Annotated in this window: 23 protein-coding genes; 10 read left to right on the forward strand and 13 right to left on the reverse strand. The window is 51.6% G+C overall.

Going from position 1 to position 25743, the window contains the following annotated elements; all coding sequences use genetic code 11:
- Positions 1-25 precede the first annotated feature (25 nt).
- On the forward strand, positions 26-673 hold the full coding sequence (locus FYJ24_RS01945; protein WP_206192439.1) for an NUDIX hydrolase: 648 nt from the start codon (positions 26-28) through the stop codon (positions 671-673).
- Here FYJ24_RS01945 and FYJ24_RS01950 read toward each other — a convergent pair.
- Complete coding sequence (locus tag FYJ24_RS01950) at positions 655-1908, reverse strand: alpha-amylase family protein (RefSeq protein WP_154543081.1); 1254 nt, start codon at positions 1906-1908, stop codon at positions 655-657. The two genes, FYJ24_RS01945 and FYJ24_RS01950, sit on opposite strands and share 19 nt — an antisense overlap.
- 83 nt (positions 1909-1991) lie before the next feature.
- Here FYJ24_RS01950 and FYJ24_RS01955 point away from each other — a divergent pair, with 83 nt between their 5' ends.
- Both FYJ24_RS01955 and dnaG read left to right on the forward strand, forming a co-directional pair.
- Positions 1992-3233: a deoxyguanosinetriphosphate triphosphohydrolase gene (locus tag FYJ24_RS01955; RefSeq protein WP_318656452.1), complete on the forward strand. Its 1242-nt coding sequence runs from the start codon at positions 1992-1994 to the stop codon at positions 3231-3233.
- 52 nt (positions 3234-3285) lie between these two features.
- Positions 3286-5181, forward strand: a complete 1896-nt coding sequence (dnaG, locus tag FYJ24_RS01960) for a DNA primase (RefSeq protein ID WP_154543085.1) — start codon at positions 3286-3288, stop codon at positions 5179-5181.
- Positions 5182-5338: 157 nt separating this feature from the next.
- On the opposite strand, the gene FYJ24_RS01965 is transcribed toward dnaG, so the two are convergent.
- The 3 genes from FYJ24_RS01965 to FYJ24_RS01975 all read right to left on the reverse strand — a co-directional run bounded on the left by FYJ24_RS01965 (position 5339) and on the right by FYJ24_RS01975 (position 7918).
- Positions 5339-5575 carry a hypothetical protein gene (locus FYJ24_RS01965; RefSeq protein ID WP_154543087.1) on the reverse strand — a complete coding sequence of 79 codons (237 nt, stop codon included), beginning with the start codon at positions 5573-5575 and terminating at the stop codon, positions 5339-5341.
- Positions 5576-5683: 108 nt separating this feature from the next.
- A complete protein-coding gene (locus FYJ24_RS13290) occupies positions 5684-7117 on the reverse strand; it encodes a sensor histidine kinase (RefSeq protein ID WP_206192440.1) in 1434 nt (477 codons plus the stop codon).
- 81 nt (positions 7118-7198) lie between these two features.
- Complete coding sequence (locus tag FYJ24_RS01975) at positions 7199-7918, reverse strand: response regulator transcription factor (RefSeq protein ID WP_318656453.1); 720 nt, start codon at positions 7916-7918, stop codon at positions 7199-7201.
- Positions 7919-8878: 960 nt separating this feature from the next.
- Between FYJ24_RS01975 and FYJ24_RS01980 the strand changes: the two genes are divergently transcribed.
- From FYJ24_RS01980 to FYJ24_RS02005, 7 genes are all read left to right on the forward strand, one after another.
- A complete protein-coding gene (locus FYJ24_RS01980; RefSeq protein WP_263970213.1) occupies positions 8879-9523 on the forward strand; it encodes an NAD(P)-dependent oxidoreductase in 645 nt (214 codons plus the stop codon).
- Entirely contained in the window at positions 9505-10062 is a 558-nt protein-coding gene (locus tag FYJ24_RS13295) for an amidohydrolase family protein (RefSeq protein WP_318656454.1), read from the forward strand. Before FYJ24_RS01980 ends, FYJ24_RS13295 begins: the two co-directional genes overlap by 19 nt.
- Entirely contained in the window at positions 10043-10741 is a 699-nt protein-coding gene (locus FYJ24_RS13300; RefSeq protein WP_318656455.1) for an amidohydrolase family protein, read from the forward strand. Before FYJ24_RS13295 ends, FYJ24_RS13300 begins: the two co-directional genes overlap by 20 nt.
- Positions 10734-11144 (forward strand): cupin domain-containing protein, encoded by a 411-nt coding sequence (locus tag FYJ24_RS01990; protein ID WP_318656456.1) that lies wholly within the window; start codon positions 10734-10736, stop codon positions 11142-11144. Before FYJ24_RS13300 ends, FYJ24_RS01990 begins: the two co-directional genes overlap by 8 nt.
- 91 nt (positions 11145-11235) lie before the next feature.
- Positions 11236-12105 (forward strand): ABC transporter substrate-binding protein, encoded by an 870-nt coding sequence (locus FYJ24_RS01995; RefSeq protein ID WP_154543093.1) that lies wholly within the window; start codon positions 11236-11238, stop codon positions 12103-12105.
- A gap of 289 nt (positions 12106-12394) precedes the next feature.
- Positions 12395-13057, forward strand: coding sequence for an amino acid ABC transporter permease (locus FYJ24_RS02000; protein ID WP_225871925.1), 663 nt, complete (start codon positions 12395-12397; stop codon positions 13055-13057).
- A complete protein-coding gene (locus tag FYJ24_RS02005; protein WP_154543095.1) occupies positions 13054-13797 on the forward strand; it encodes an amino acid ABC transporter ATP-binding protein in 744 nt (247 codons plus the stop codon). Before FYJ24_RS02000 ends, FYJ24_RS02005 begins: the two co-directional genes overlap by 4 nt.
- A 99-nt stretch (positions 13798-13896) precedes the next feature.
- Here FYJ24_RS02005 and FYJ24_RS02010 read toward each other — a convergent pair whose 3' ends face one another.
- The 9 genes from FYJ24_RS02010 to FYJ24_RS02050 all read right to left on the reverse strand — a co-directional run bounded on the left by FYJ24_RS02010 (position 13897) and on the right by FYJ24_RS02050 (position 25646).
- Positions 13897-15057: a substrate-binding domain-containing protein gene (locus FYJ24_RS02010; protein ID WP_154543097.1), complete on the reverse strand. Its 1161-nt coding sequence runs from the start codon at positions 15055-15057 to the stop codon at positions 13897-13899.
- Positions 15058-15143: 86 nt separating this feature from the next.
- Positions 15144-16526: an ABC transporter permease subunit gene (locus FYJ24_RS02015; protein WP_154543099.1), complete on the reverse strand. Its 1383-nt coding sequence runs from the start codon at positions 16524-16526 to the stop codon at positions 15144-15146.
- A gap of 20 nt (positions 16527-16546) precedes the next feature.
- A complete protein-coding gene (locus FYJ24_RS02020; RefSeq protein WP_450097623.1) occupies positions 16547-18097 on the reverse strand; it encodes an ATP-binding cassette domain-containing protein in 1551 nt (516 codons plus the stop codon).
- Positions 18098-18331: 234 nt separating this feature from the next.
- Positions 18332-19561, reverse strand: coding sequence for an ROK family transcriptional regulator (locus FYJ24_RS02025; protein WP_154543101.1), 1230 nt, complete (start codon positions 19559-19561; stop codon positions 18332-18334).
- A 100-nt stretch (positions 19562-19661) separates the two neighbouring features.
- Positions 19662-20099: a PTS sugar transporter subunit IIA gene (locus FYJ24_RS02030; protein ID WP_154543103.1), complete on the reverse strand. Its 438-nt coding sequence runs from the start codon at positions 20097-20099 to the stop codon at positions 19662-19664.
- Positions 20099-20329 (reverse strand): glucose PTS transporter subunit EIIB, encoded by a 231-nt coding sequence (locus FYJ24_RS02035; protein WP_154543105.1) that lies wholly within the window; start codon positions 20327-20329, stop codon positions 20099-20101. Before FYJ24_RS02035 ends, FYJ24_RS02030 begins: the two co-directional genes overlap by 1 nt.
- 80 nt (positions 20330-20409) lie before the next feature.
- Positions 20410-22968 (reverse strand): aminopeptidase N, encoded by a 2559-nt coding sequence (gene pepN / locus FYJ24_RS02040; RefSeq protein ID WP_154543107.1) that lies wholly within the window; start codon positions 22966-22968, stop codon positions 20410-20412.
- A gap of 48 nt (positions 22969-23016) precedes the next feature.
- Entirely contained in the window at positions 23017-25011 is a 1995-nt protein-coding gene (locus FYJ24_RS02045) for a M13 family metallopeptidase (RefSeq protein ID WP_154543109.1), read from the reverse strand.
- Positions 25012-25259: 248 nt separating this feature from the next.
- A complete protein-coding gene (locus FYJ24_RS02050; protein ID WP_154543111.1) occupies positions 25260-25646 on the reverse strand; it encodes a single-stranded DNA-binding protein in 387 nt (128 codons plus the stop codon).
- Positions 25647-25743: the final 97 nt, after the last annotated feature.

Below are 25743 nucleotides of genomic sequence, written 5' to 3' on the forward strand. Positions count from 1 at the left end.
GACTATAAGTAGAAGAAAGGTACCTGTGCGATATTTCACTCCAGGCGCTAATGTTTCCGAGCGAGGAGCGCTTCCACCGCCAGTCGCGGTGTCAACCGTTATTTTTGCGCTTCGAGAAGAAACATTGTCGCTGCCATTGGTTAAGAGAATCAAAGAACCCTATGGTGGCTTGTGGGCACTTCCTGGCGGTCCGGTAACGTGGGATGAATCGTTACTCCACATTGCGTATAGGACGCTGTATGACACAACTGGTTTGCAGCCTCAGTATTTGGAGCAACTTTATACTTTTGGGGAACCAGGCCGTAGCATTGCGCAAAGAGTCATTTCAATCGTCTATTGGGCACAACTGAATGATGCTCAAGCCAGTGCGAGTGCAGAAAATGTGCATTGGTTTCCCGTTCGTTCCCTTCCACACATGGCCTTCGACCATGAGGAGATTATTCGTTATGCATTGCGTAGGTTGCAAGCAAAAGTTGAGCTGGCAGCAGGTTTTCTTCCGGAGACTTTCACGCTGGCACAGTTGCGGCACGTCTATGAGGAGATTCTTGGACACGCTTTAGATGTAGCAAATTTCAGGCGCCAAGTGCTCAAAGACGGGCATGTCATCGAGACAGGCGAAGTGATGGCTGGAAAGGCGCATCGTCCGGCAAAACTCTATCGAGCGGTTGAATAGTGTGCTGGGTCGATAGGATCGGGACGTCCTGCCACAAACCATGCACAGCTTTCTGGCTCCACTACTGTGCCTTCGGCTGTCGATTCGAGAAACCCCCCAGAATACAGAAGAGGGGAATGATGATTAGGTACGGTAATTGACCGCGACGAAGTGTTCAAGACAACCATGATTGGACCGGAAAGATGGACGCTAGTTTGGTCGTTGGCCCAGGATAATCCCTCAACAAACGCCAAGGTTGCTTTGCCGAGATCGTATTTTTTACGCAGATGTAAAACCGAGGAGGCGAGTCCGCGCTGGAACATGTTTAGGGGAGCGTTTCCCAGAGATAGAGCCAAGCGTGGCCTCCGAAGCTGGCTGACATGAACTGAACCGCCACACGTGAGATAAGGGAGATATATAGCTCCTGGAAGCGATGCAGCAAAGGTAACCATTGCTGACGAGCGAGCCGCTGGGGCATCCTCTTCCCACGAACCTGCAATGGCACCCCGCAAACGCGGATTCTCTGCCCACGTTTTCAGCGAGGGGCGCCATGCTGCTGCGTGGCCCAAAGGGTCCCGGTCTTTATATGTCTGAGCAATTCGCTTCTGTAAAGATTGAGCTGACCAAGGAGATCCATAGAGGGCGTCATCCCTCAAATGATGAAACCAATCCTCGGTCAGGTGCCTATGGAAGAAGTCTGGATGAGAACGTGATGCCTCTGCACTGAGGATCGTTTGTGAGTCGAGATCAGCAAGCTCTGCAAGCTGTTGGTTCACTGTGCGAGAGAATTCTTCGCCACGTCGCGCGCCATCACCCAATTCGGGTGCGTCGACGATGAGGCCAACATCGACTCCATCAACACCGGTGTTGAGAAGGGCACGCGTGCGTTCCACTAACACATGTGCATTATCCAACAGTTCCACCAGAGGCGGAGTGGCGGTTGGAGCTGTTACTTGGTCGTCGGGTGCAGCGACAACACGGACCATTACACGCAAATCGTTGCCGTGGGCTATATCTATTAGCTGTTTAAGATCGTGAGTTCTTCGCGTCACATCTGCCTCAGCTAAACGCAAGAGAACCGCATCAAACCCCAGCTTCCGTACAGGTGGGAGTTGCTCATGGAGAGCCGCCAAATCGTCAGCTCCAAAGGCTCCCGGGAGGTCGCAGATCGCAGATGTCCTCCACCACGATGTTCCCGTCCCGCTTCCGCGATGAACCAGACGGGTGGTGTTGAGGACTTCTACCGGTCGAGTCACGTGTGTCCTTTTCTTGAGCACTGTGGTTCCAAGCCTTTTCCATAATACGCTAGGGTTGAAAACTTTTTTAAATGGAGGTGGCAGTGGGCGACTCAGAGCTCTATGGTGCGAGGGCAGAACAGCGGTTTATCCCAGAAGCCCCCAAAGAATCTGCCCGAACCAGTTTTGAGCGCGATCGAGCGCGGATACTCCATAGTGCGGGATTCCGGCGGCTAGGTACAAAAACTCAGGTTCTGGGACCTTCTCAGGATGATTTTGTTCGGACTCGACTCACGCACTCATTAGAAGTGGCCCAGATCGGTCGAGAGATTGGAAAAGAACTAGGTGCTGACCCAGATATTGTCGATGCGGCGTGCCTGGCGCATGACATGGGGCATCCTCCCTTTGGTCACAATGGGGAGCGGGCTTTAGACGAAGTGGCTGCCGACATTGGTGGGTTTGAAGGCAATGCGCAGACTTTTCGTCTCGTGGCCAGGCTGGAAGCAAAGACCATGCGGGGGGACCGTCCTGGCGGTCTCAATTTGACGAGGGCAACACTGGATGCAATCTGCAAGTATCCTTGGGCAAAAGGCGAGGGGCCTGATCGTGAAAAATCGACGCGCAAATATGGTGTCTATGAGGACGACAGGGACGTATTTGACTGGATGCGCCTTGAAGCACCGTCGGATCAAAGGTGCCTTGAAGCTCAAGTGATGGACTTTTCTGACGATGTGGCATATTCGGTTCACGACCTTGAGGACGCAGTTGTTACGGGACGCTGCGACATTTCTGCAATAGATGTTGACGAGGTGGTAGAAGCGACAACACATTGGTACGGGGGCGACAGCGATGCGCTCAAAGAAGCCTTCGGTCGTGTGCGAAAACTCCCCTTTTGGGTGAGTGAATATACCGATTCTTACCGCGCTCGTGCAGCAATGAAAGACCTTACAAGTCAACTTATTGGCCGCTTTTGTTCTTCGGTAGTAGAGGCCACTAGAAAAGTCTATGGAGATGGTCGGCTAGGCAGATACCGCGCCTCACTGATTATTCCTGACCATACTCGCGATGAGGTACTTTTCTTGAAAGGGGTTGCTGTCCGATATGTGATGGAGCCTCGAGAGGTAGAACCGGTGTATTACCAACAACGCACTCTTCTTTTTGACCTTGTCGATGCCTTGTATAACGCGGGCCCAGACGCTCTGGAGGCTCCTTTTGCTGAAGAGTGGCGAGCTAGCAGTGAAGAAGGGCGCTTACGAGCTGTAATTGACCAAGTGGCATGTCTAACAGACCTTTCGGCCGAGCAGTGGCATGCCCGAAACTGTGGGATGCTCTCAACACTGCTGTAGCCCGCAGCGAAAGCAGTACTGCGGCATGGAGGAGACACGTAGACTGTCCAGTATGGCCGGGCTGATTCGTAAGGAAGACATCCGAGAGGTGCGTGAAAAGGCGCGCATTGAGGACATCGTCGGGCAACATGTGCAGTTGCGTTCAGCTGGCAGTGGATCCATGAAGGGATTGTGTCCGTTTCACGACGAGCGTACCCCGTCTTTTCATGTGCGGCCTCAGCTGGGATATTGGCACTGCTTCGGGTGTAACGAGGGTGGCGATGTCATTAGCTTCGTGATGAAGCATGATCATCTCGATTTTTCTGAAGCCGTCGAATACCTAGCCAGTAAAACCGGGGTGACGTTACATTATGAGTCCGGTGGTCGTGCGCGCCGGGAGGAACCTGGAAGGCGGGGACGTCTCCTTGAAGCAAATGCCCTTGCGGATGAATATTATCGCGGACAACTAGAATCTGCTGATGCGCAACACGCGCGCTCTTTTCTGGAGTCGCGCCACTTTACTCGTGAGCAGTGGGAGAGATTTGGTGTCGGATATGCGCCGAGTCCATGGGATTCTCTGACGCGATATTTGCGTGGGAAGGGATTCACTGATGCCGAGCTCACCACTGCGGGTCTCGCTGTCCAAGGTAACAGGGGACTCTACGATCGCTTTCGTGACAGGGTTATCTGGCCCATTCGCGACCTTACGGGGGCTACTGTGGGTTTTGGAGCTCGCCGGTTGGGAGAGGATCCAAACTCGCCGAAATATCTCAACACTCCAGAAACTCCTCTCTACCACAAGTCGCAGGTTCTTTACGGACTTGACCTGGCAAAACGTTCGATTTCTAAGCAGCGACGGGTCGTCATTGTTGAGGGATATACGGATGTGATGGCTGCTCATTTAGCTGGTGAAACGACGGCAATTGCCACGTGTGGTACTGCTTTTGGATCAGATCACGTTTCGGTGGTTCGCCGGTTACTTGGTGACAGTGCAGACCCGGCTGCAGGTGTGGTTCTCACTTCTGGTAAAGCTATTGGGGGAGAAATTATCTTCACCTTTGATGGTGATGAGGCCGGGCGCGCTGCAGCCCGAAAGGTATATGGTGAAGACCAACGTTTTGCTACACAAACCTTTGTTGCTATTGAAGCCCATGGGATGGATCCCTGTGATTTACGCATAGCCCAGGGGGATGCAGCTGTGCGTCAGTTGATTGAGTCACGCGTACCGCTTTTCGAATTTGTTCTCAAGAGCGTACTTGCCTCTCTTGACTTGAGTACTGCCGAGGGGCGCGTGGCAGGTGTGAGGGTAACTGCCCCGGTTTTAGCCGGTATCCGCGATGTTGCTTTGCGAGCAGAGTATGTTCGCATAGTTGCTGGCTGGTTGGGAGTTGATCCAGCGTCGGTGAAAAATGAGATGAGACAAGGAACGACGAGAGCATCGACACCTCGAGCTCAGGAAAGTGATCCAGTTGCTAAAGCCGAGCGCCAGGCTTTGGTTGCTTTGTTACAGAGGCCTTTAGATATGGTGGGTTCAGGTTTTGAAGATCTGGGATCAGATGCCTACACAGTACCCCTGCATCAGGCAATACACGAAGCTATCGAAGCCACGGGTGGGCTCGATGTGTTCCTTGACTTTTTGGCCTCGGCTGAGGCGGAAGCAGGAGTTGGAGAGGACTCCGTAAACCTGGCTACTCGGCGTTGGCTCGATGAAATCCGAGCTGGGGCGGATTCAGTGGTGGCTGAGGCCCTCACCCATATTGCTGTGGAGCCGCTTCCTTGTGATGAGGAGGATGCGCGAGATTTTGCATTGGGCGTGATGAAATCTTTGGTAAGACGGGGGCTTACGCGGGAAACTGCTGCACTACGCAGGCAACTGCGTCGAATGGATACAGATGACCCTGCCTATGAGGATACTTTCGCCCGCATCATTGAACTAGACACGAAGCGCCGCGCACTCGCTGAATCGTGAGCAGGGCACTTCTGGCAACTCTCCGCAATACAATGATGTACCTGCTGTATGTATCGCAAATGTCGCAACAGGTACATCAGTGACATATGCAAAAAGTGCTGGGCATGTCCTTTAAGACACACCCAGCACTTTGGGGGTTTACTGCTCTATATGGTCTTTACTTGCTCTGTGTTGACGAGTCTGAGCCTGCGCTCTGGGTGTCCTTCTCGTCTGTGGTTGAGCTGTCCTTCTTTGAGGAATTCTCTGTCTTGGTGTCAGTGGTGGAGGTTTCCGTCTGTGACTGTGTAGTCTCGCTGCCAGAAGCAGGAGCCTTGTCGCCCTCGGCACCACAAGCGGTGAGAGTGCCCATAAGAAGAAGACCAGTTGTTGCTACTGCGATTAGTTTCTTGTTCATGGCTCCACGTTACGATGAATTCGAGACCTCAATGGAGCTTTTTACCTATCCGCAACGGTCTTCACAGATGTCCCAAAGACTCTTCTTATATTCATCACAGGTTGCTCCTTACTTCCGTAAGTTGGTGGGAATTACGAGAGTAAACGTTGTGTGACCAGGGTTACTGTCTACAGTTATTGTGAAGCCTTGTGCCTTAGCTAGAGACTGTGCGATCGCCAATCCCAATCCCAAGGTTCCTCGATTTCTCGTCTTTTCAGTTCCGGGGGGGACCTGAGAGAACCGATCAAAAATCATTTCCTGGGCTTGTTGCGGAATGCCGGGACCGTTGTCGGAAACTCGTACGTGCACCGCATCTGCATCACAGTGTACTGACAGCTCAATGAGTGAACCTTCCTGCGTGTGGTGGTGAGAATTCGACAAAAGATTGAGGATTATCTGTCCCAATGCGTCTGAGTTACCGATGATCACAATGCTGGAGTCGGGCAGTTGCTCTTGCCACTGGTGTTCAGGGTAGGCAATACGGGCATCGTGAAAAACTGTTTTCACGAGAGCTATTAAGTCGATCTCTTCCAGTGAAAGAGTGGGGCCCGAGTCTAATTTTGCAAGCAGGATGAGACTTTCTACAAGGCGATTCATGCGTTGCGATTCAGCATGAATGCGATCTAAGGCAAAGCGAACGTCAGGGTCAAGACTCTCATCGTCAGCGTACAGTTCAGAATATCCGCGTATCGACGAAAGCGGATTACGAAGTTCATGACTGACATCTGCTAGAAATCGTCGCATAGAGTCCTCAGCCCGATGGCGAGCAGATAAGGCCTGTCCTACGTGAGATAAGAGATCGTTGAATGCCAGGCTGACGCGATCTGCCTCGCTTTGGGAATCCGGGTTCACTGCACGTACTCGGTCAGCGAGAAGGGGAGTGAGATCTTCTAGAGGAGTACTAGTAATTTTGTCTGCCACGGCTACGACGGTCTCTAGGGGAGCCAACGAGCGAACGATGAGGCGATAGGCGATAAAAACTCCTAGGCCTGCAGAGATCGCACCTGCGATGAGTTCCCACCATAAAAATACCTCTACTATTGCTACGCCATCATTGACGCCTACACCGCTAATAGCTGTGATGAGGGGCGACTCGGGGCCATCGAGGACCACTGGGGAGGCAAGGAAGGCGTAGGAATCAGTCTCGTTGATGCGAAGTTGGGGGGAGTAAGAGTTCACCTCCACTGCGGAAAGTACTGTTGCAATTTCATCTACTCTCAGGCGGCGTAAGGTGAAATCGGAACTGAGTAGAGAAGAAAAAACAACCTTATTATCGGACAAAATTAGGTAAAAACCATCAGGAGGGGGAATGAGGTTTTCTTCTCCCGTAAAAACCAAGTTTTGTCCGTCGAGTTCTCCCTCATTGATTATGCGGTTAGTAAGATTCTCTTGTGCAAGATATAGGGTCTTTTCAGCCTGTTTTGCTAGTGCTTGCTGCATGACAAAGGCGAAAAGTAGTGATAGAAGTGCTGTCACTAGCAGAATAAGTGAGCCAATTGCCACTCCTAGACTTACCCGTAGGGGGCGCCGTCGCAGCCACCCAGTATTCAAGGCGTTAAGGTGCATATTGGCCACTCGCGTGAATTAGGAAGGAATATCTGACTTGAGAACATATCCGGCTCCACGAATCGTATGAATCATAGGATTCGCATCTGCGTCTATTTTCTTTCGTAGATAAGAGATATAGAGCTCGACCAAATTGGAGTTATCGTCTTCTTCGCGACCCCACACTTCTTTGAGAATTTCACTTTTTGTGACAATACTGCCAGCCTTCGACATGAGGAACTTCAATAACGAAAATTCGGTAACGGTCAGCTGCACGTGCCGTTCACCCCGTGTAACAGTGAAACTGTTCTCGTCAAGTTCTAGGCTTCCCACGTGAAGTTGGCCTTTGCTGCTGGGCGAGAGGACTGTACTTCGTCGCAGGAGTGCATGAAGACGGACCACTACTTCCTTGATCGAAAAGGGTTTAGTGACATAATCGTCACCTCCGGCAGCGATGCCATCAATCCTATCCTCAACGTCACTGTTTGCGGTAAGAAAGAGGACCATTGCATCATTCCCTTCCCGTCGTATAGTTTCAAGAACTTGCATCCCATCAATATCAGGCAAGATGACATCAAGAACTATGAGGTGAGGCCGGAACTCGCGCGCCTGCAAAACTGCTTCGGCTCCCGTACCAACGGTCACCACATCCCAGCCCTCTTTGAGTAGAACAGTCTTAAGAAGTACTTGCAGACTGGGTTCATCGTCTACGACGAGTACCCGAACCATCTGCTGGGGCTCCACTGCTTCCGACTTCACGCACTAGCCTCTCTGTTCATCGCCGAAATCAATGTTCGACAGCGTTCCCATCACCACGATCACGGCTTTTGCAGATCTTCAGCTTACGCTGACAGCTCCTCGAGGGGTACTGGAGGGACGTGCGGATCTCAGGTGACCACATGGCGGGAAAGCACACGTGTTTCAAGAGACACAAGCGAGTAGGACAAAACCTGGCACTAAGATCAATGACATGCGTGCGCTTGATGCTTTCAATCACAATACGAATCTACTCATAGCTGGCAATAGTTTTGCGTTCCTGACGGAGAATTCGGAGTTGGAAGAGGCGGTGAGAGGATTTGGGGGCCGTATTGCGGAACTGTCCGCAACCACCCGGGTAGTATTTGCGGACCAGTGGAGCGAGCTTCTTACAGATGCGATACCTACCATATCGACTCAGTACCCACTTATTGTTGCTGACCTGAGTGGCGATATGAGTGTCCCTGGTTTTGAGTCGTCCTATGAGCTGACGCGTCCTGGTGTACGAGCATTCAATCCAGCAGCCCCCTTTTATGTCGTTGATTGCACTTCGCGCCACGACTACCGGGGGCACGCAGAGGCCCGAATCCGATGGGCAGAAAATTTCATGCCGGTCACTGCTGCAGTAGCCGCTTCAATTGGAGCTGACGTGAGGGGAAAACGTATCGGGATAGTCCTCATCGTAGAACCGAAAACTGCGGTGTTGGCACTAGCCTTGCACAAGCACGGAGCTGAAGTAGCGGTATATGCGCTCCCTCATGAGACAGATCCGGACGTGGCGGAATATCTGCGACAACACGATATCTGTGTCTTTGAAGACCCCATTGGGGTGGAAGAATTGAAGGCGTGGAAACCTGAGTTTCTCATCGATGATGGTGGGCGGGTCATCCCCGAAATTCAAAAAGGGGATCGCTGCGCGGCGGTGCGGAAGAGACAACCTCTGGGGTTCGCCCGTTGCGGAATTTGGCCGATCGCGGTGGTCTCTATGTTCCGGTTATTGCAGTCAATGATGCTCAGTCTAAGACACTTTTCGATAATCGCTACGGTACGGGACAGACGTGCGCCTTCGCCATTGACCACGAAGCCCATGGAAACACGTGGGCAATCATCGGATATGGTCCTGTCGGCGCCGGAGTTGCCCAGTGTGCGCGGGCATTAGGCAAGACTGTGTCCGTCGTAGAAATAGATCCCATCCGCGCGCTTGAAGCCGCATCGGCTGGATATCATGTGGAAACCATCGAAGAGGCTCTCGCGGCAGACGTTGTAGTTTCTGCCACTGGGTACGCCCGTACGATCACGAATGCACATATGGATGCCTCCCATGCGGTGTTTGCGGTAGCAGGAGGCGCTCCTGAAGAAGCGCCATCCACTGCTTTGGCGGGTGGGCACGGAATTAACTACACGGTGGCTGAGGGTAATCCTATCGAGATTATGGACATGTCTTTTGCCTGCCAGCTTTTTGCTGTTAGACAGCTGATTACGACCGTGAGGTCTCCTTGCTTTCACTTCGAGCGCGCGGCATACCAGAAAGTGTCGTGGCTCCCGACATCCATAATCGTCCTCAGGAAGTCACGTCACCAGAGGCTACTGTGTATTCCGCCTCCTTAGTAGTCCCTGTTACCGCACCTACTATTCGGGATGGAGCTGTAGCAGTGAGCGAGGGGAGAATAATCCATGTTGGACAGCGGCAGTGGGTTCTCCAAGCTCTTGAAGACGAGGGACTCTCATATGTAGAGGAACATTGGGAAGGTACTCTCACGCCGGGGTTGATCAACGCGCACACGCACCTGCAATACACGCTCATGGCCGAGGTGGGGCGTCACCATTATTTGGGATTTGATGATTGGTCGGCGGCTTTCGATCGAGTATATGAGGCAGGTGACCATGATTGGTTGAAGGCTTCTCTTGAAGGTACGCGCCTGGCATTGGAGTCGGGAACCACTGCTGCTGCCGACGTGGTGACTGACCTGGAGGCAGCTCCCGCTCTAGCTCAGGCTGGCATGCATGGAATCGCCTACTGGGAAGTCATGGGGTGGTCGAATCAGGAGTGGCGCCAGAGCGGCCGTGCGCAGACGATAGCAGAGATACACCAAATCCCACCTTCTCCAGGGGTGGGAGTATCGCCACATGCCCCCCTACTCACTTGAGGTCCAACCACTTCTTGACGTTCCCGACCTGGTGCGTAATCTGTGCTTACGCCTCCACATCCACCTTGGAGAGGCGCACTTTGAACGGGAAATTCGAAGTGACGATGGGTGGGTGGAACGCTCAGCAAATAGTTTTACAGAACTGCGTCGCCAGGGTGTGGGCGTGAGCTCAACGGAGTTTGTTGACCAGCTGGGTGTACTGGGTCCTGACTGCCATATTGCTCATGGGATCTACATGTCAGCGAAAGATCGAGCTCTGTTGAGAGCTCGGGGAACATCTGTCGCATTATGTCCACGGTCGAATGAAATTATCGGACTCGATGCTCCGCCAATTGCGGCATATTTACGCGAGGGAAATCAGGTTTCAGTTGGTACTGATTCGTTGAGTTCGTCGTCATCCCTTGACCTCCTTGAGGATGTGGCAGTGCTGTATCGACTGGCAAGGGAGCAAGGATACAACGACAGAGACCTGCATTTCCGCTTGTTGAAAGCGGCGACGCTGGGAGGTGCGGGCTCTTTGGGACTGCGCGCTGGAAAACTTCGAGCTGGTCAGCTTGCAGTGGGGGCAACCGCGGATCTAGCATTCTTCGACGTTCAGAGTGTAGAAGAACTTGTCGAAGCTGGGGCCGGGACGTGTCGACGAACAATTGTCGCAGGAAAGGGACTATATCGTGCGTGACCCAATAACGACCTTAGGGCTTGAGCCGCATCCCGAAGGAGGCTACTACCGGAGGACGTACACAGCTCCCGATTCCATAGGGGACAGGCCTGCTGTAACTCTCATTTACTTTTTCTTGCCAGCGGGCGATACTTCTGCGAGGCATATGGTCACATCGGATGAAATGTGGCTCTGGCATGGTCCTGGAACCTTGCAACTACAGTGTGGAGGAAATGGTGAACAACCCGAGGCCGGAGATGTATTGGTGCTCGGCACTCAGGGAGCATGCCAGATTCTGATTCCAGCGGGCACATGGCAAAGGACTCTTCCTGGTACTAGCGACGTCCTTGTCAGTTGCGTGGTCACGCCGGGATTCGATTTTGCAGATTTCCGCCTTGCGGTCACCTCTGACACATACAGCTAGAGCGTGTTAGATTTGCCAGCTTCACGCTGCACTGATGGGGCTGGCCTCTCGTGTGGCTGGCCCTGCGGTCGCCTGACTGAAGGAGAAACAAATGAAACGTCACCTTGCTGTTTCCGCTTTGACTTTGGCCAGCATATTCATAATGACCGCTTGTAGTTCAGGCACCGATTCCACTCAATCCGAAAAACCGACATCTGGGCAGTCAACAGACAGTTCAACAGCTACAGATCTTCCAACGGTTACCCCGGGGAAGCTTACGATTGCGACAGGCGAACCTGCTTATTCTCCCTGGGTCGAAAACGATGATCCTGAGTCTGGAGAAGGACTAGAAGCTGCCGTAGCCTACGCGGTAGCGGAAGAAATGGGCTTCGCTAAAGACGACGTCGTGTGGATCCGCACACCATTCGACACGGTTATTGCGCCTGGGCCTGAAGATTTCGATATGAATATTCAACAGTTCTCGATTACGCCTGAGCGTCTTGAAGCCGTTGATTTTTCGTCGCCGTACTATGTTTCGCCTCAAGCGGTGGTCTCAATACAGGGCAATAAAGGCGCCGATGCAAAAGACTTAGCCGGTCTGAAAGACTCCAAGATTGGAGTTGCTGCCGGTTCATCAAGTATTGCCGCTGCACAAGAGATTATCGCTCCAACTACAGAAGTCTCGATTTTCAACTCTAATGACGATGCAGTAGCTGCCCTCCAAGCCGGACAAATCGACGCTATTGTCACAGACCTGGGAACGACCCTCTATCTTGCTACTGCAGTATTAGATGACGGCGTTGTAGTAGGGCAGTTGGAATCCCAAGATGGAGACGAAGAACTCGCGTTCTTGCTTCCTAAAGATTCTGCGCTTACTCCCGTTGTGACGCAGGCCGTTGACTCACTGCGTGATTCTGGCGTCTTGGATGAGATCGCTCAAACGTGGATTGTAGAAGGTGCGGGTGTACCGACGCTCAAGTAGTAGCACAAGAGATGTGGTTGGGGAAGGAGATCCCCGACCACATCTTTTTCGTCCCCTATTTCCCTCGTTGTGGAGGCATAATGGCGCTTGAATCTCCATCTGTTCCCGATATCATCACGCCCAGCCCGGTGGAATTAGAACGGCGGTCTTTCCGTAAGAAACAGAACCTCCGCTCCGTGGGAATATCGATTGTTTTCACCGTCCTCTTTGCTGTAGTTGTTGCTGTGCTTCTTGTCAACGCGTCGGGTTGGGAAGACGTTAAGAAGTTCTTTTTCAATTGGGAAGTGGGATGGGCTGCTTTCCCCGAGATACTCAAGGGATTGTGGCTGAATATTCGAGTACTCTTCTTCGCCGCGATCGGAGTGGCTTTTTTTGGAACTCTTCTTGCCGTGATGAGAACGCTACGTGGCCCGGTGTTCACGCCGCTACGACTGTTATCTGCCCTATACACCGATTTTTTCGAGGTATTCCACTGCTCCTCGTGCTCTATTTGGTGGGTTTCGGAATCCCAGGCCTCGATATTTTTCCGCGTTTACCAGCACCTTTTTGGGGAACTATTGCTCTCATTCTCACCTATTCCTCGTACATCGCGGAAGTACTCCGTGCTGGAATTGAAGCGGTGCACCCTTCTCAAAGAATGGCGGCGCGTTCTCTTGGCCTGAGTTATAACCAAACATCGCGCGTAGTGGTTATGCCGCAGGCAGTACGTAAAGTTACACCTGCACTCATGAATGATTTTGTCTCGATGCAAAAGGACGTCGGGCTAATTTCAGTACTAGGGGCGGTAGACGCCATCCGATCAGCGCAAATCGTCGTCGCTAGTACATATAACTTCACACCCTACGTTGTTGCAGGTGTTCTTTTTGTTCTTATGTCGTGGCCCATGATTCGGCTCACAGACTGGTACACAGCTCAAGCACAGTCGCGCGAGCAGATGGGTGGTCAGGTATGAGCTCAATGGCTATTGCGTCGCCCCTCTCTATTGTCAACCTTCACAAATGGTTCGGTGACAACCACATTCTTCGTGGAGTCGATCTCGATGTTTCGCGAAGCGAATGCGTAGTCCTTATCGGTGCCAGTGGTTCTGGACAATCAACACTTCTCAAAACTGTGAATCTGTTGGAACGCGTTGACGATGGGCAAATTTTTTTTGATGAGGAAGATATCACCGCTCCGGGTATCAAAGCGGACGCGGTCCGAGCTCGTATAGGCGTTGTTTTCCAACATTACAATTTGTTTCCCCATATGAACGTGATGGAAAATGTTGCCCTCGCTTCCCGCAAAGTCAAGAAAGTATCGAAAGCAGAAGCTCAGAACCGTGCCTTAGAACTCTTAGATCGTATTGGCCTTGCAGATAAGGCGCACGCATATCCAGATCGGCTTTCTGGCGGTCAGCAACAACGTGTAGCAATTGTTAGAGCAATTGCCACGCGACCCGAGTTGCTGCTGCTTGATGAGATCACTAGTGCTCTTGACCCTCAACTAGTTGGCGAAGTGCTGGATTTGGTGAAAGAACTTAAGGGCGATACCACTATCCTCATGGCCACTCACGAAATGGGTTTCGCCAAGCAGGTTGCTGATCGAGTCGCATTTTTACACCAAGGCGAAGTCATCGAAGTGGGAAGTCCGGAGCAAGTACTCGAGGCACCTATTCGCCAAGAAACTCAGGCATTCTTATCGCGAGTTAACTGAGTGAGGCATCAATTTTCATGAAAAGAAACAGGGGGGTTGATGTATGAAACATCAACCCCCCTGGGGACTTTAGCTCAGAATAGTGCCACTACTACTAGCCTATTTTTGTGCTTCTGCGACGAGTCCTGCGCGGTGCTCGTCATTTGCATAAACCTCAGCTGCATTTTCTGAAGTGACGATCTGTGGGGTGAGTAGGTACGCAACGACGGGGTGGCCCTCGGTCGATTCGTATTCTGTCTCATTGACCGTGACGCCCTCTAGCTCTGGGTTGTCATCGCCAGAGGCCACTGCAATCGCAAGCTTGACAGCATTGGCGACCAGCGCACGGGTATCCTTATAGATTGTGGAGTATTGCTTCTCCTGAACAACCCATGTCACAGACTCGTCTTCAGAGTCTTGCCCCGTAACAACAGGAAGCGGCTTTCCGGCTTGCTCGACGGAAGTGATGGCTGCTCGACCCAGGGTGTCATTGGGGGAGAGTACGCCGTCCATAACCTCATCACCTGGGTAGGTTGAGTTGAGGATTGTATCCATGCGGGATTGTACGTTCTTCGGATCCCAGTTTTGGGTGGAAACCTGAGTGAATTCGGCCTGGCCAGAACCAATGGTTAGAGTACCATCGTCAATCTTTGGCTTGAGAACGTCCATCGCCCCATCAAAGAATTTGAGACTGTTGGCATCATCGGGCGAACCGGCAATGAGCTCAATCGTCCACTTGTCCTTGTCGCCCTTTTTCTCTTTAAGGCCGTTGAGTAGAGCTTCACCCTGCAACTGCCCAACACCGAAGTTGTCATAGGCAATGTAATAGTCGACATCTTCAGTGTTTGTGAGCATACGGTCATAAGCAATGACCTTGATATTGGCGGCTTTAGCTTGGGCAAGCTGAGTGCCAAGCTGGGAACCGTCGACAGCTCCAATGATGAGAACCTGAACCCCATTCTCAATCATCGCGGCTACCTGATTTTGCTGCTCCGCCGCGCCACCATCAGCGAACTGGATGGTGCAGTCGAGTTTGGCTTCAGCGCAGTCGGCTTTGAACATCTCCTCTGCTTCAACCCAGTTTTGTGAGGTCTTCTTTGGAAGTGCAATGCCGATCTTTGTTCCTTCGCCACCTGCAGCTGCGCTAGCGCCTGACTCTGCGCCGTCGACTGGTGCGGTGCCGGACTCTTCGGTGGCGCCACCTCGTCCGCCGCATGCGGCCAGAGCGAAGCTCAATGTGACAGCGGTTGCAACCGCTACCAATCCTTTACGATTCTTCATGAGTATTCTCTCGTTTCTTTCTTACTTATTGTCAGTAGCATCCCCATGGATGCCATTCATCGTTGTTGTGGAAATAGAAATGAAAGCTATTCACGTGAGTTCTGAGCGGAGCTATCCTCCTCTCCGCCACCAGTAAGGTCCTCTCCTGACGAAAGTTTTGTGATGGTGTGCTCAACAGTCCCGCTAACGTTGATCGCAGCAGGATCATCAGTCAAGCTTTTCTTGAGCTCAGCCTCTTGAGCAAGAATCTCCCGCTGGTTCCTTCTAGCATTCTGGAAGGTTCCAATGATGGAACGCCTTCCCTGACGCTTCGAGTACACATCGACGGCAACGGCCAATAGAAGAACTAAGCCCTTGATCATCTGGGTCTTATCGGAGCCTATGCCCTCAAGTTGAAGACCATTATTCAGTGAAGCCATAACCAACGCGCCCACCATTGTCCCCATAATGGTCCCAATACCGCCGGAGACGGCTGCGCCTCCAATAAATACTGAAGCAATGGCGTCTAGCTCCCACATATTTCCGTCGGCGGGACCAGATGCGGTTGCCCGTCCGATAAAGATCATTCCCGCGACCGCCGCTAGGAAAGAAGAGTTACACATGACAAAGAAGTTGGCTCTCTTGACGCGCACACCGGTGAGTTCAGCTGCTGCCTTATTTCCACCCACGGCATAGACCGAGCGTCCCAACACCGTACGGTTAGCGATGAAGGAATATACCAATGCCAAAACAACGACGATGATTCCTGGAACAGGGAACGATGTTCCAGGGCGTCCTGTGGCAAAGACCCACATGATGACAATAATCAATGCGCTGAGAATCACAGTTCGCACAACAGGAACCCATGTGGCGGGCATTTCGACGCCAGAGGTCTTTTGTCGCCTGTACTTGCGTATTTCGACGATTACTAGCGCTATCACAGCAATGCCCGCCAACACCATGGTAGGTAAGTTGAAGGCTAAAACGTCTGGTGCCACATCGGGCAAATATCCTGCGCCTAGAAATTGGAAGAACTCGGGAACCGGGACGGTCAGTGACTTGCCCACAAACTGGTTTGCGCCACGGAAGATCATCATTCCGGCCAAGGTGACTATGAAGGCAGGTATTCCCCATTGCGCGACCCAGAATCCTTGCCAGGCTCCTACTGCCAATCCGACCAGAATGCCGATGATAAGTGCTACAAGGGGAGGTAGGCCGAAGCTCTTCATTACCATTGCTACGACGATGCCTACGAAGGCTGCCACCGATCCCACAGAAAGATCAATGTGACCGGCGATGATTACCAGCACCATGCCGATAGCCAAGATAAGAACATAAGCATTACCCATGATGAGATTCATGAGATTTTGTGCTTGAAACACCTTTCCACCGGTGCGAATCTGGAAGAATAGGAGAATCACGATTAAGGCGGCAATCATTCCGAACTGCCTGAAGTCGCCCCCGAAGAGCGCCCGGATGTTTCGTTTCATTGTCTGGCTACGCCTGCCTTTCATGCTTCTGATCGAGTAGATGAGTGGGTCATCAGTCGCATCAGCGACTCTTGAGTTGCTTCTTTTGTAGGAATATCCCCGGTTATTTCGCCTTCGAAAACGGTATATATACGGTCGGTGATTCCTAGAAGTTCCGGTAGCTCAGATGAAATCACGATGACGGCTTTTCCAGAGTCTGCCAGAGCTTGGATAAAGGTGTATATCTCGAACTTGGCGCCAACGTCGATTCCACGAGTAGGTTCATCCAAGATCAACACTTCAGGATCGGTAAACATCCATTTTGCAAGGACCACTTTTTGCTGGTTGCCACCGGAAAGTGTGTTGACTCCAACTTCGACATTACTAGCTTTGATCCGCATGTCTTTGCGGTACACCTCTGATACCTGGCGGGCTTCATCAAGATTTAGCACTCCGGACCGCGTCACCTTGGTTGGTTTGGCAGAGATAATTGATTGATAAATTTTGTCGAGGAGATTCAACCCCAGCATTTTTCGGTCTTCTGGAAGATACGCAATACCATCGGCAATAGCTTCAGGAACTGACTTAGCTGTAATCTCTTTGCCGTTGAGCTTGAGTGTGCCTGACTCCCACATGCCGTATGAGCGACCGAAGATGGACCGGGCCAACTCGGTGCGTCCTGCGCCCATGAGCCCAGCAAGTCCAACGATTTCTCCCCGCCGAACGTTGAGTGTGGATCCTTTACATACCCAGCGTTCGGTGGCTTGAGGATGTCGCACCCACCAGTCTTCGACCTCGAACATAACATCACCGATGTCAGGTTGATGTTCAGGATAACGATCATCAAGAGGTCGCCCTACCATGTGACGGATGATTTCGTCCTCATCAATGCGACCGTTAGCAACATTCATATGGCCTACGGTCTTACCGTCGCGGATAATGGTGACGGCATCAGAGACTTCCGCTATTTCGTCGAGCTTGTGGGAAATCATAATCATTGTGACGCCACGTTCGCGCTGTTTGCGCATGAGATCTAGAAGGTGGGAAGACTCTTCTTCGTTGAGTGCTGATGTGGGCTCATCAAGAATCAAGAGTTTCACATTTTTTGCCAGTGCTTTGGCGATTTCCACCAGTTGCTGCTTACCGACGCCAATGTCTTTGATAAGAGCATCGGGACTTTCATCAAGTCCAACCTCATTCATGTACTTGATAGCTTCAGCGCGAGTCTCATACCAGTCGATAGCGCCTCCACGGCGAATTTCATTACCAAGAAACATATTCTCCGCAACGGACAATGTTGGGATAAGAGCCAATTCTTGGTGGATGATGACTATTCCATCGCGCTCGGAATCACGAATGGAGGAGAATTTACATTCTGATCCGTTGAAAGAAATACTCCCCTTATAGGTACCGTACGGGTGTACACCTGAGAGGACTTTCATGAGGGTTGATTTCCCAGCTCCGTTTTCGCCGCAAATCGCATGAATCTCCTGTTTTCGCACCTCCATGGTCACATCATCAAGGGCCAAAACGCCTGGGAATGCCTTCGTGATGTGTTCCATCCTGAGGATGACAGGCATTTCATCTGTCACTGAGAGCTCCTATCTGTCCTGCAAGACATATGCAAAGTTTCCCCGTTCAGTAGCCAGTCGAAGAGATAAATGCTAAACGTCACACCTTCGCGCCGACCGTCGTGAGCTTCTTCACCTTACATTGAGTCAGTCTAGGGGACAAACGAGTTTGATTACAACTAGTGGAACCATAATGCGACCAAATCGCAATCTGTCTGTAACAAATAAACGATAAGGGGAGGATTCATTGCGCGGTTATGCGCGTGGGCTTGTCCACATCATTTGTGCGGCTAAGGCAACGCACCCCAGAACTTCTGCGCGAGTACCCAAAGAAGTGATGGAAAAATCTACTGCAGCATCAACGGCAGGCAAGAGCCGTTGTCGGGCCGCTGGAACGACCAAATCCAAATAGGAATCTCCAAGAGGGGAGAGCGGCCCGCCAATAACGACTGCATCTGGTGCCAACACGTTGATGTGGGTAGACAGTGAGCGTCCTAAGGCGCCGCCCGCATCAGTGAGCATACGCGAAACAACAACGTCACCCTCATTGGCTGCTGTAAGAATACTGTCAGTATTATGCTTTTTCCCTGGTCGGATACGGTCAAGGTTTGCCACAAGGGCCCTCAGCGAAGCAATTGTCTCAAGGCAGCCACGATTGCCGCAGTAGCACACCTCTCCCGCTTCAGAAAACTGAGTATGGCCAATTTCTCCGGTGAGTCCCGTGGACGAAGAATATATGCGAGGGCCGTCAATCGCAGTTGAGGAAGTAGGGGAGGAAAAGTTCTGCACCAAACCAAGCCCAATGCCAGAGGCAACTTTAACGTAGATTAAATTACGTGCTGAGGGATAATCTCCGCACACGATTTGGGCTAATGCACCCACATTTGCGTCGTTTTCTAGATGGACGTCGATTCCTAGATAGTCCTGGGCCATCGCCCTTAAATCTCGGCCAGCCCAGGTATGAAAGACAGTGTCTTGCACAATCGAATAATCGGAAGAACGAATCGATGCTGGAAGGGCAATAATGCAGCTTGCGATACTCTCTTTTGCTATTCCAGAAGTTTTGAGTAGGTCTTGCAATACCGACTCGACATGCGGGAACGTCTCTTCAGGGGAGTGGTTTTCGGGGAGTCGTGAGTCATGTGTTGCCAATTCTTTGCGGGCTGAATCGGTCAATGACATGGTGAGGTGGGTTCTGCCGATATCTATTCCCAATAAAAATTGGTTAGTGGGCAGCAAGGCCACCTTTGTTGCCCTACGGCCACCGACGACGGCAGCCTCAGTGCTTACTGTCCCAGCGGCTGCAAGTTTGCGGACGATATTTGAGACAGTTCCGCCAGATAGTCCAGTGAGTCGAGCAAGATCGCTTTGCGTATGGGGACCCTCTACTGCCAATACTTCGAGAATGCGATGAGAATTGAGCTCACGCAAAGCCTGCTGAGATCCGGGGCGCCGTTGTCCTTTTACTTTTTGTCGCTGAGCCATCACGAAGTCTTCCGCCGAGCCTTTTCATTAAGTAATAAAGGCAGTCTACCGGAGCGAGCTAGGAAAAAGTAACCATCTTCAGGATCTCAGTGATGGAGGATCAGGAAGTGTGAGTGGTGCAAGAGAACATTAGAGACTGCGCTTCGACTAGTGATCCATACGCAGCTACTAGCGATATGTGGGGGGACTCAACGGCTACAACGGCAACCCAAGAAGGAATATTCAGCTGCTGGGACACGGCAACATTCCATTCAACTATTGACTGGCCAACAGACACGCGCTGTCCCTTCGACGCCAGCACGGTAAAAGCGGGACAGGTAGCTGAGTTGACGCCGATATGCACCAAGATTCCTGAGATGACAAATGCATGTGGAAAAAGTGCATCGATCCGCCCATTGGCAGGTGCCGAAACCACTTGAATGTTGTCGTCGATTGGCAGTAGGGCTACACCATCACCAAGCATCTTTTCAGCAAAAACCCGATCAGGAATTTGTGAAAGAGGGTGTAGCGTCCCAGATAGGGGCGCATACACCTCCATCAGCGCAGTGAATTCACCGATTTAGCGACCTGGTCTGCAGTTGGTCCGACGACCACCTGCACAATGTCATCCACCTGAACGACACCAAAAGCGCCAGCTTCTTTGAGGATAACTTCGTCGACTAAATCAGGCTGCGCAACTTCTACCCGTAGCCTAGTGATGCACGCCTCTAGCTCAGAGACGTTATCCGCGCCGCCTAGGCCTTTGAGTATGAGTTCCGGTGTGGTCATCGTGGCTCCCTGCGGTACTTGGACTTAACATCCAAGCTAACACGGATGCCGCCAATTATTGCCGTGAGACTGGACACGGCTTAGCCGCGTGAGTCACATTCTTGTGCCTGTACCATACGTCGGGTGTCAGCTTGGGCTTCGACCATGAGTCGACGTAATGACGACGATACGCCTTCATGATTGTCCAACCAGGTTTGGGCTATTTGCGGGATATCATATTCGGTGAGGTAGCCAGCCAGTGGCACGGGGAACATCGATTCAATGATGCCCGAGGCAATATGGAAGGTGTGCTGGTCCCACACGCGCACCGCCTCGTCGAAAAATCTGTCGATGAACTGAGCGTATAGAGCTGGTTGTGTTGCTGCGTGAGCCCAGAAGCCTGACACAAGTGCCCAACGAGTGTCATTGGGGACCGAAACGTCGTGGAGAATGGTGTTCCATGTTTCTTCACGAATCTCTGTTGAATTAATGGAAGCATGAGCTTGTCGGGAGCGCTGCTCACCCGTCATAGTATTGTCCTGAGCGTGCAGGCGTTTGATGTCATCGTCTCCCGCGAGACCGCCACGCACAAGGGCACAAAGAAGATCCCATTTAAGATCAGTATCGATGTCCAAGCCGAATAGAGGAACGGTTCCTTCGTAGAGACCCTTGACTGTCTCAAATTGACTCGGGGATTGAGCCAAGGAAGCTAATGATTTTACTAAGAGGCGCTGCTGGTCACTTTCAGCTGGAGCTGTTTTTGCCAAGAGTTCGATGCCGGAAGCAGTGCTTTCTAAACGCCATCCCCGATCATTAGGTGCGGCGTAGCATTTAGCAGCTCGGTTGATTTGATTGAGAAGACCCGTGACAGTGGCAACGGATTTCTCAGTGGGGAGTGCCGCGATTGCCAACTGGATGAACTTGGTTGCAGAAAGCTCCGCGTCACGCGTCATATCCCACGCAGCAGAAAGAATAATTCTGCGGGTGAGTGGGTCAGTGAACTGAGAAATGTTTTCAACCGCGAAAGCTAGAGATTCTGAATCAAGTCGAATCTTTGCGTAGGCGAGGTCTTCATCGTTCACCAATAGCAACGCGGGTCGAGGCTGCCCCGTCAGGTCGGTCACTACAGTTCGTTCACCGTCAACGTCCAGTTCAGTCGAAAAGACCCTAGTGACAGTTCCATCGACCAGATCATAGCCTCCGACCTTTAGACGATGTGGACGAAGGGACGCGCCCGGTGAAAATGCCTCTTGGATGACAGCGAACTCCTGGATACGGCCGTCCTCCGAGAGGAGAATGTCTGGACGCAAGACCGTGACACCGGACTCCTCCAGCCAGACCTGCGACCAGCGCGAAAGGTCTCGCCCAGATGTGGCCTCTAGTTCACCTAAAAGATCAGCCAACGTTGCGTTACCAAATGCGTGCTTTTTCAGATAGGAGTTGATCCCTGAGAGGAAGTTGTCTCTTCCCACGTAGCTAACGAGCTGGCGGAGGACGGCCGCACCTTTTGCATAGGTGATGCCATCGAAATTGACTTCGACATCCTCTAAATCACGTATTTCAGCTTTTATTGGGTGTGTTGTGGGGAGCTGATCGTTATCGAGTCCCCACTCTTTGCGTTGCAGGAAGCCGATCCAAGCATCCTTGAACTCTGTAGCTTCAGATGCAGCAAAATGTGACATAAACTCTGCGAAAGACTCATTAAGCCACAGATCATCCCACCACTGCATGGTCACCAAATCGCCAAACCACATGTGGGCCAGCTCATGCAAGATGGTGTTTGATAGAGCCTCACGTTGCCAGGCTGTTGGCTTTGAACGGAAAACGTACTGATCGCGGAATGTTATGCATCCAGCATTTTCCATAGCACCCGCGTTGTATTCGGGGACGAAAATTTGATCGTACTTCCCAAATGGGTAGGGGATTCCGTAGGACTTTTCAAAGAAAGCGAACCCTGCTTTCGTAATATCGAAAACAAAATCAGGGTCTAAGTACTCGGCAAGGGACTGACGGCAGTACACTCCCATGGGAATTTCTCTACCCTCAGCATCGGTGTATGAACTGGTCACTCCGTAGTATGGTCCTGCGACAATTGCTGTGATGTATGTGGAGATGACCGGTGAAGGAGCAAATTCGAAGCGAAGTCCTTCATCTACGGAAATGGGTTCTGGCGTGGGAGAATTCGAGAACACTGTCCATTCTGGTGGTGTAGTCACCGTAAATTGGAAAGTGGCTTTGAGGTCGGGCTGCTCAAAAGTTGCAAAAACCCGCCTGGCATCAGGAACTTCAAACTGCGAGTAGCAGTAGCGTTTTCCGTCTGCGGGGTCGGTAAATGCGTGGAGGCCCTCCCCAGTATGCATGTAGAGGCAGTCGGCGTTCACAATAAGCGTGTTTTCCTCCGCCAAGGGGCCAATCTCAATCCGATTGTCTTGGTAGGCGTCGACGGGGATTTCAACTCCATTGAGTTCGATCCGATGGACCTGATCGGCTACGAGGTCCACGAACGTGTGGGCTCCAGCAGTGCCGGTAAAGGCAATCGTTGTGTTCGAGGCGAATGTTGTCTCGCCTTTGGTCAAGTCAAGTTGCACGGCGTAGCTAGTGGGTTGCACTAGGGCAGCACGTTCAACTGCTTCTTGACGTGTCAGGTTTAAACCAGGCATTTCTTCTCGCAATCAATCTAGGTCGTCGCGCGTCAATACTACTGCCATTTACCAGATGTGGACGCGTTGGGACGGCTCAATCCACAAACCGTCACCTTTGCGTACATTCATGTATGTAGCAAATTCATCGAAATTTGCAAGGACACCGTTGCATCGGAACTCGGCGGGGGAGTGCGGGTCGACTGCCAGAAGTTGAACGGCATATTCATTACGTGACTTGCTTTGCCATATGCGTGCCCAGGACATAAAGAACCGTTCAGGGCCGGTTAAACCGTCAATCTCAGGAGTCTCTGCAGGGGAGGCGATCCCTTGTTTTTTCAAGGCCTTTTCCCATGCTTTCCAAGCAATTGTCAGGCCACCTAAGTCTCCAATGTTCTCGCCAATAGTAAGGGCCCCGTTAACTTTATGAGAGTCTGGAAGCGCTGCAGGGGAATACGCATCATACTGTGCGATCAGGGCCTTGGTTCGTTGCGTAAACTCCGCACGGTCCTCATCTGTCCACCAATTGCGCATTTCACCGTTGGCGTCAAACTGTGAACCTTGGTCGTCAAATCCGTGGCCAATCTCATGTCCGATGACCGCGCCGATTCCTGCGTAGTTCACCGCGTCGTCTGCATCGGGATTGAAGAATGGAGCTCGAAGAATAGCTGCTGGAAAGACTATCTCGTTAGACAGGGGATTGTAGTAGGCATTGACTGTCTGGGGAGTCATATGCCACTCTTCGGGGTCAACTGGTGATCCAAGTTTGCCAAGTTCGAAAGCAGTCTCGAATGACTGAGCTTCAGCGATATTCTCCAAAAGACTGCGTTGCGTACTAATGTCAAGCTGAGAGTAGTCCCGCCATTGTGAGGGGTATGCGATGCGAGGAGTGAATCCGCTGAGTTTCTCTAAAGCTTGCTCACGTGTTGCCTCTCCCATCCAATCGAGTGCACTGATGGAATCGCGGTAGGCTTCGATAAGATTACTGACGAGCTCTTCTACCTGTTGTTTGTATTCCGAAGGGAAGTGGCGATTGACGTAGAGGCGTCCCAGTGCATCGCCGAGGAGTCCTTCGACTAGAGAAAGTGCTCTTTTCCAGCGTGGGCGAATTTCTTCGGTGCCAGCGAGCGTTTTTGAATACATCTCAAAGTTTTCGTTGACAAAGGATGATGAGAGGTAGGGAGCAGCAAACCCTATAGTTTTTCTCAGCAGCCATTTTTGTAGAATAGGCACATCAGTAGTAGCCCATAGCTTACTGGCTGCAGCGAGATAATCGACCTGCCCGATACTCAATGCGCCCGTTTTGCTAGTGTCTAACCCGAGAGCATCAGCCCAAATTTGCCAGTCAAAACCAGGATTCTCCTTAATAACCTCATCCCAGCTACGGGGGTTATTCTGTGCTGCGACATCTCGCATAGCGACAATGTCCCAATGCAAGGAGGCGAGAGTTTTCTCAAAGCCGAGAACATCCGAAGCGGATTTTTCAGGATCGGCAATGCGGGCGAGTGAAAAAATAGTTGCGATGTATTGCTGATAACGCTGAACAATCGGTGCGTATTGGGAGTCACGATAATAGGACTCATCTGGGAGACCGAGTCCTGCCTGCCCGATGTAGAGTTGGTAACGATCGGAATCGTTCATATCCGTTGAGACGTCAAAGGCAAAGAATGGCGAAATTCCGAGTTTCCCTAGTTTTCCTACTGCTTCCGCCAACTCTCCATGAGAAGAAGCATTGACAATTGTTTCAATGAACGGTTGGAGTGGTGTTGCCCCTAGTTCTTCAATGTGGGATTCATCCATGAACTGGCTGTAAATTATGGCGATCTTCTCAGCGTCGGCATCGTCAACGAGACCTTTAACGGCATCCTCAACAATGGTGCGACACTGTACTTCGCTGAGATCTCGTAACTGGTAAAACGCCCCATCAGTGGGTCTATCAGCTGGGATTACGTGACGGTCAATCCAGGCACCGTTGCAATAGCGGTAAAAGTCATCTTGTGGCCGGACCGACGTATCCATGTCTGCTGGGGCAAGTACATGGGCAAGAAGTTCATTGTGAGTCATGAATACGATCCTAGTGGTCTTAGGGAAGTCTTATTTCCCAGGGATTTCTCAGGTTAGTTTGAGGGAATAGTCAAGACAGCCTTCTAGAGTAGATATCGAGCAAAGGGGAGCGTGACTATTAAGCGCCTGACGCGTTTCCCGCTCGCACTGTGTTGATGGGATGGGCGGCCCCGCGAAAGCGGGGCCGTTTCCCTTTTTATATTTGATTGCAGTTGGATCAGTGCGATGAAGGACTCCTTCTGGATCGATTAGAACTCGCCCATTTCGTCTGTGAGTACTGGACCAGTGGTTTGAACCTGGCTGCGTTTGGGAGAAACCCCCAGAAAGCGTGGGGATCGAATAACGTGCTTTGATCCTGTGCCACCGTCGCGGCGTTGATAGGTTTCCACAATGAGAGTTCCCTCTACGCTGACTCTGTCACCTTGATGGACAACCTCTGCCAGGTACTGGGCATCTTTTTCCCAAAAGGTTGCACTGACCCACAGCGGGGAGCCTATATCGCTCCATTCGCCTGTATCACGATTGCGTTGCGACGCTGTGGCATTAATCCTTAACTCTAAGACAGCCTGCTGCTTTCCCGTCCATCGTAAAACCGGTTCTGCTATCGCTCCGGTCACTATCGCTCTCAGACTCACAAAATCCTCCTTTTCCGCCCCTGCTTATATTCAGTGTAAGTGTGGGCTACGACAAATGAAATGGTTGGGATAGCTATGCCGAATGTGTATAGGGAGA

Origin of the sequence: Scrofimicrobium canadense, from assembly GCF_009696615.1 — a bacterium.
Classification (GTDB): Bacteria; Actinomycetota; Actinomycetes; order Actinomycetales; family Actinomycetaceae; genus Scrofimicrobium; species Scrofimicrobium canadense.

What these genes read in the sequence shown, in the direction of transcription:
- dnaG (WP_154543085.1), top strand. Translation starts at nt 3,286, where the DNA reads ATGGCCGGGCTGATTCGTAAGGAAGACATCCGAGAGGTGCGTGAAAAG.
- FYJ24_RS01965 (WP_154543087.1), bottom strand. Translation starts at nt 5,575, where the DNA reads ATGAACAAGAAACTAATCGCAGTAGCAACAACTGGTCTTCTTCTTATG.
- FYJ24_RS13300 (WP_318656455.1), top strand. Translation starts at nt 10,043, where the DNA reads ATGCCCCCCTACTCACTTGAGGTCCAACCACTTCTTGACGTTCCCGAC.
- FYJ24_RS01995 (WP_154543093.1), top strand. Translation starts at nt 11,236, where the DNA reads ATGAAACGTCACCTTGCTGTTTCCGCTTTGACTTTGGCCAGCATATTC.
- FYJ24_RS02000 (WP_225871925.1), top strand. Translation starts at nt 12,395, where the DNA reads ATGGGCTGCTTTCCCCGAGATACTCAAGGGATTGTGGCTGAATATTCG.
- FYJ24_RS02005 (WP_154543095.1), top strand. Translation starts at nt 13,054, where the DNA reads ATGAGCTCAATGGCTATTGCGTCGCCCCTCTCTATTGTCAACCTTCAC.
- FYJ24_RS02010 (WP_154543097.1), bottom strand. Translation starts at nt 15,057, where the DNA reads ATGAAGAATCGTAAAGGATTGGTAGCGGTTGCAACCGCTGTCACATTG.
- FYJ24_RS02015 (WP_154543099.1), bottom strand. Translation starts at nt 16,526, where the DNA reads ATGAAACGAAACATCCGGGCGCTCTTCGGGGGCGACTTCAGGCAGTTC.
- FYJ24_RS02025 (WP_154543101.1), bottom strand. Translation starts at nt 19,561, where the DNA reads ATGGCTCAGCGACAAAAAGTAAAAGGACAACGGCGCCCCGGATCTCAG.
- FYJ24_RS02030 (WP_154543103.1), bottom strand. Translation starts at nt 20,099, where the DNA reads ATGGAGGTGTATGCGCCCCTATCTGGGACGCTACACCCTCTTTCACAA.
- FYJ24_RS02035 (WP_154543105.1), bottom strand. Translation starts at nt 20,329, where the DNA reads ATGACCACACCGGAACTCATACTCAAAGGCCTAGGCGGCGCGGATAAC.
- pepN (WP_154543107.1), bottom strand. Translation starts at nt 22,968, where the DNA reads ATGCCTGGTTTAAACCTGACACGTCAAGAAGCAGTTGAACGTGCTGCC.
- FYJ24_RS02045 (WP_154543109.1), bottom strand. Translation starts at nt 25,011, where the DNA reads ATGACTCACAATGAACTTCTTGCCCATGTACTTGCCCCAGCAGACATG.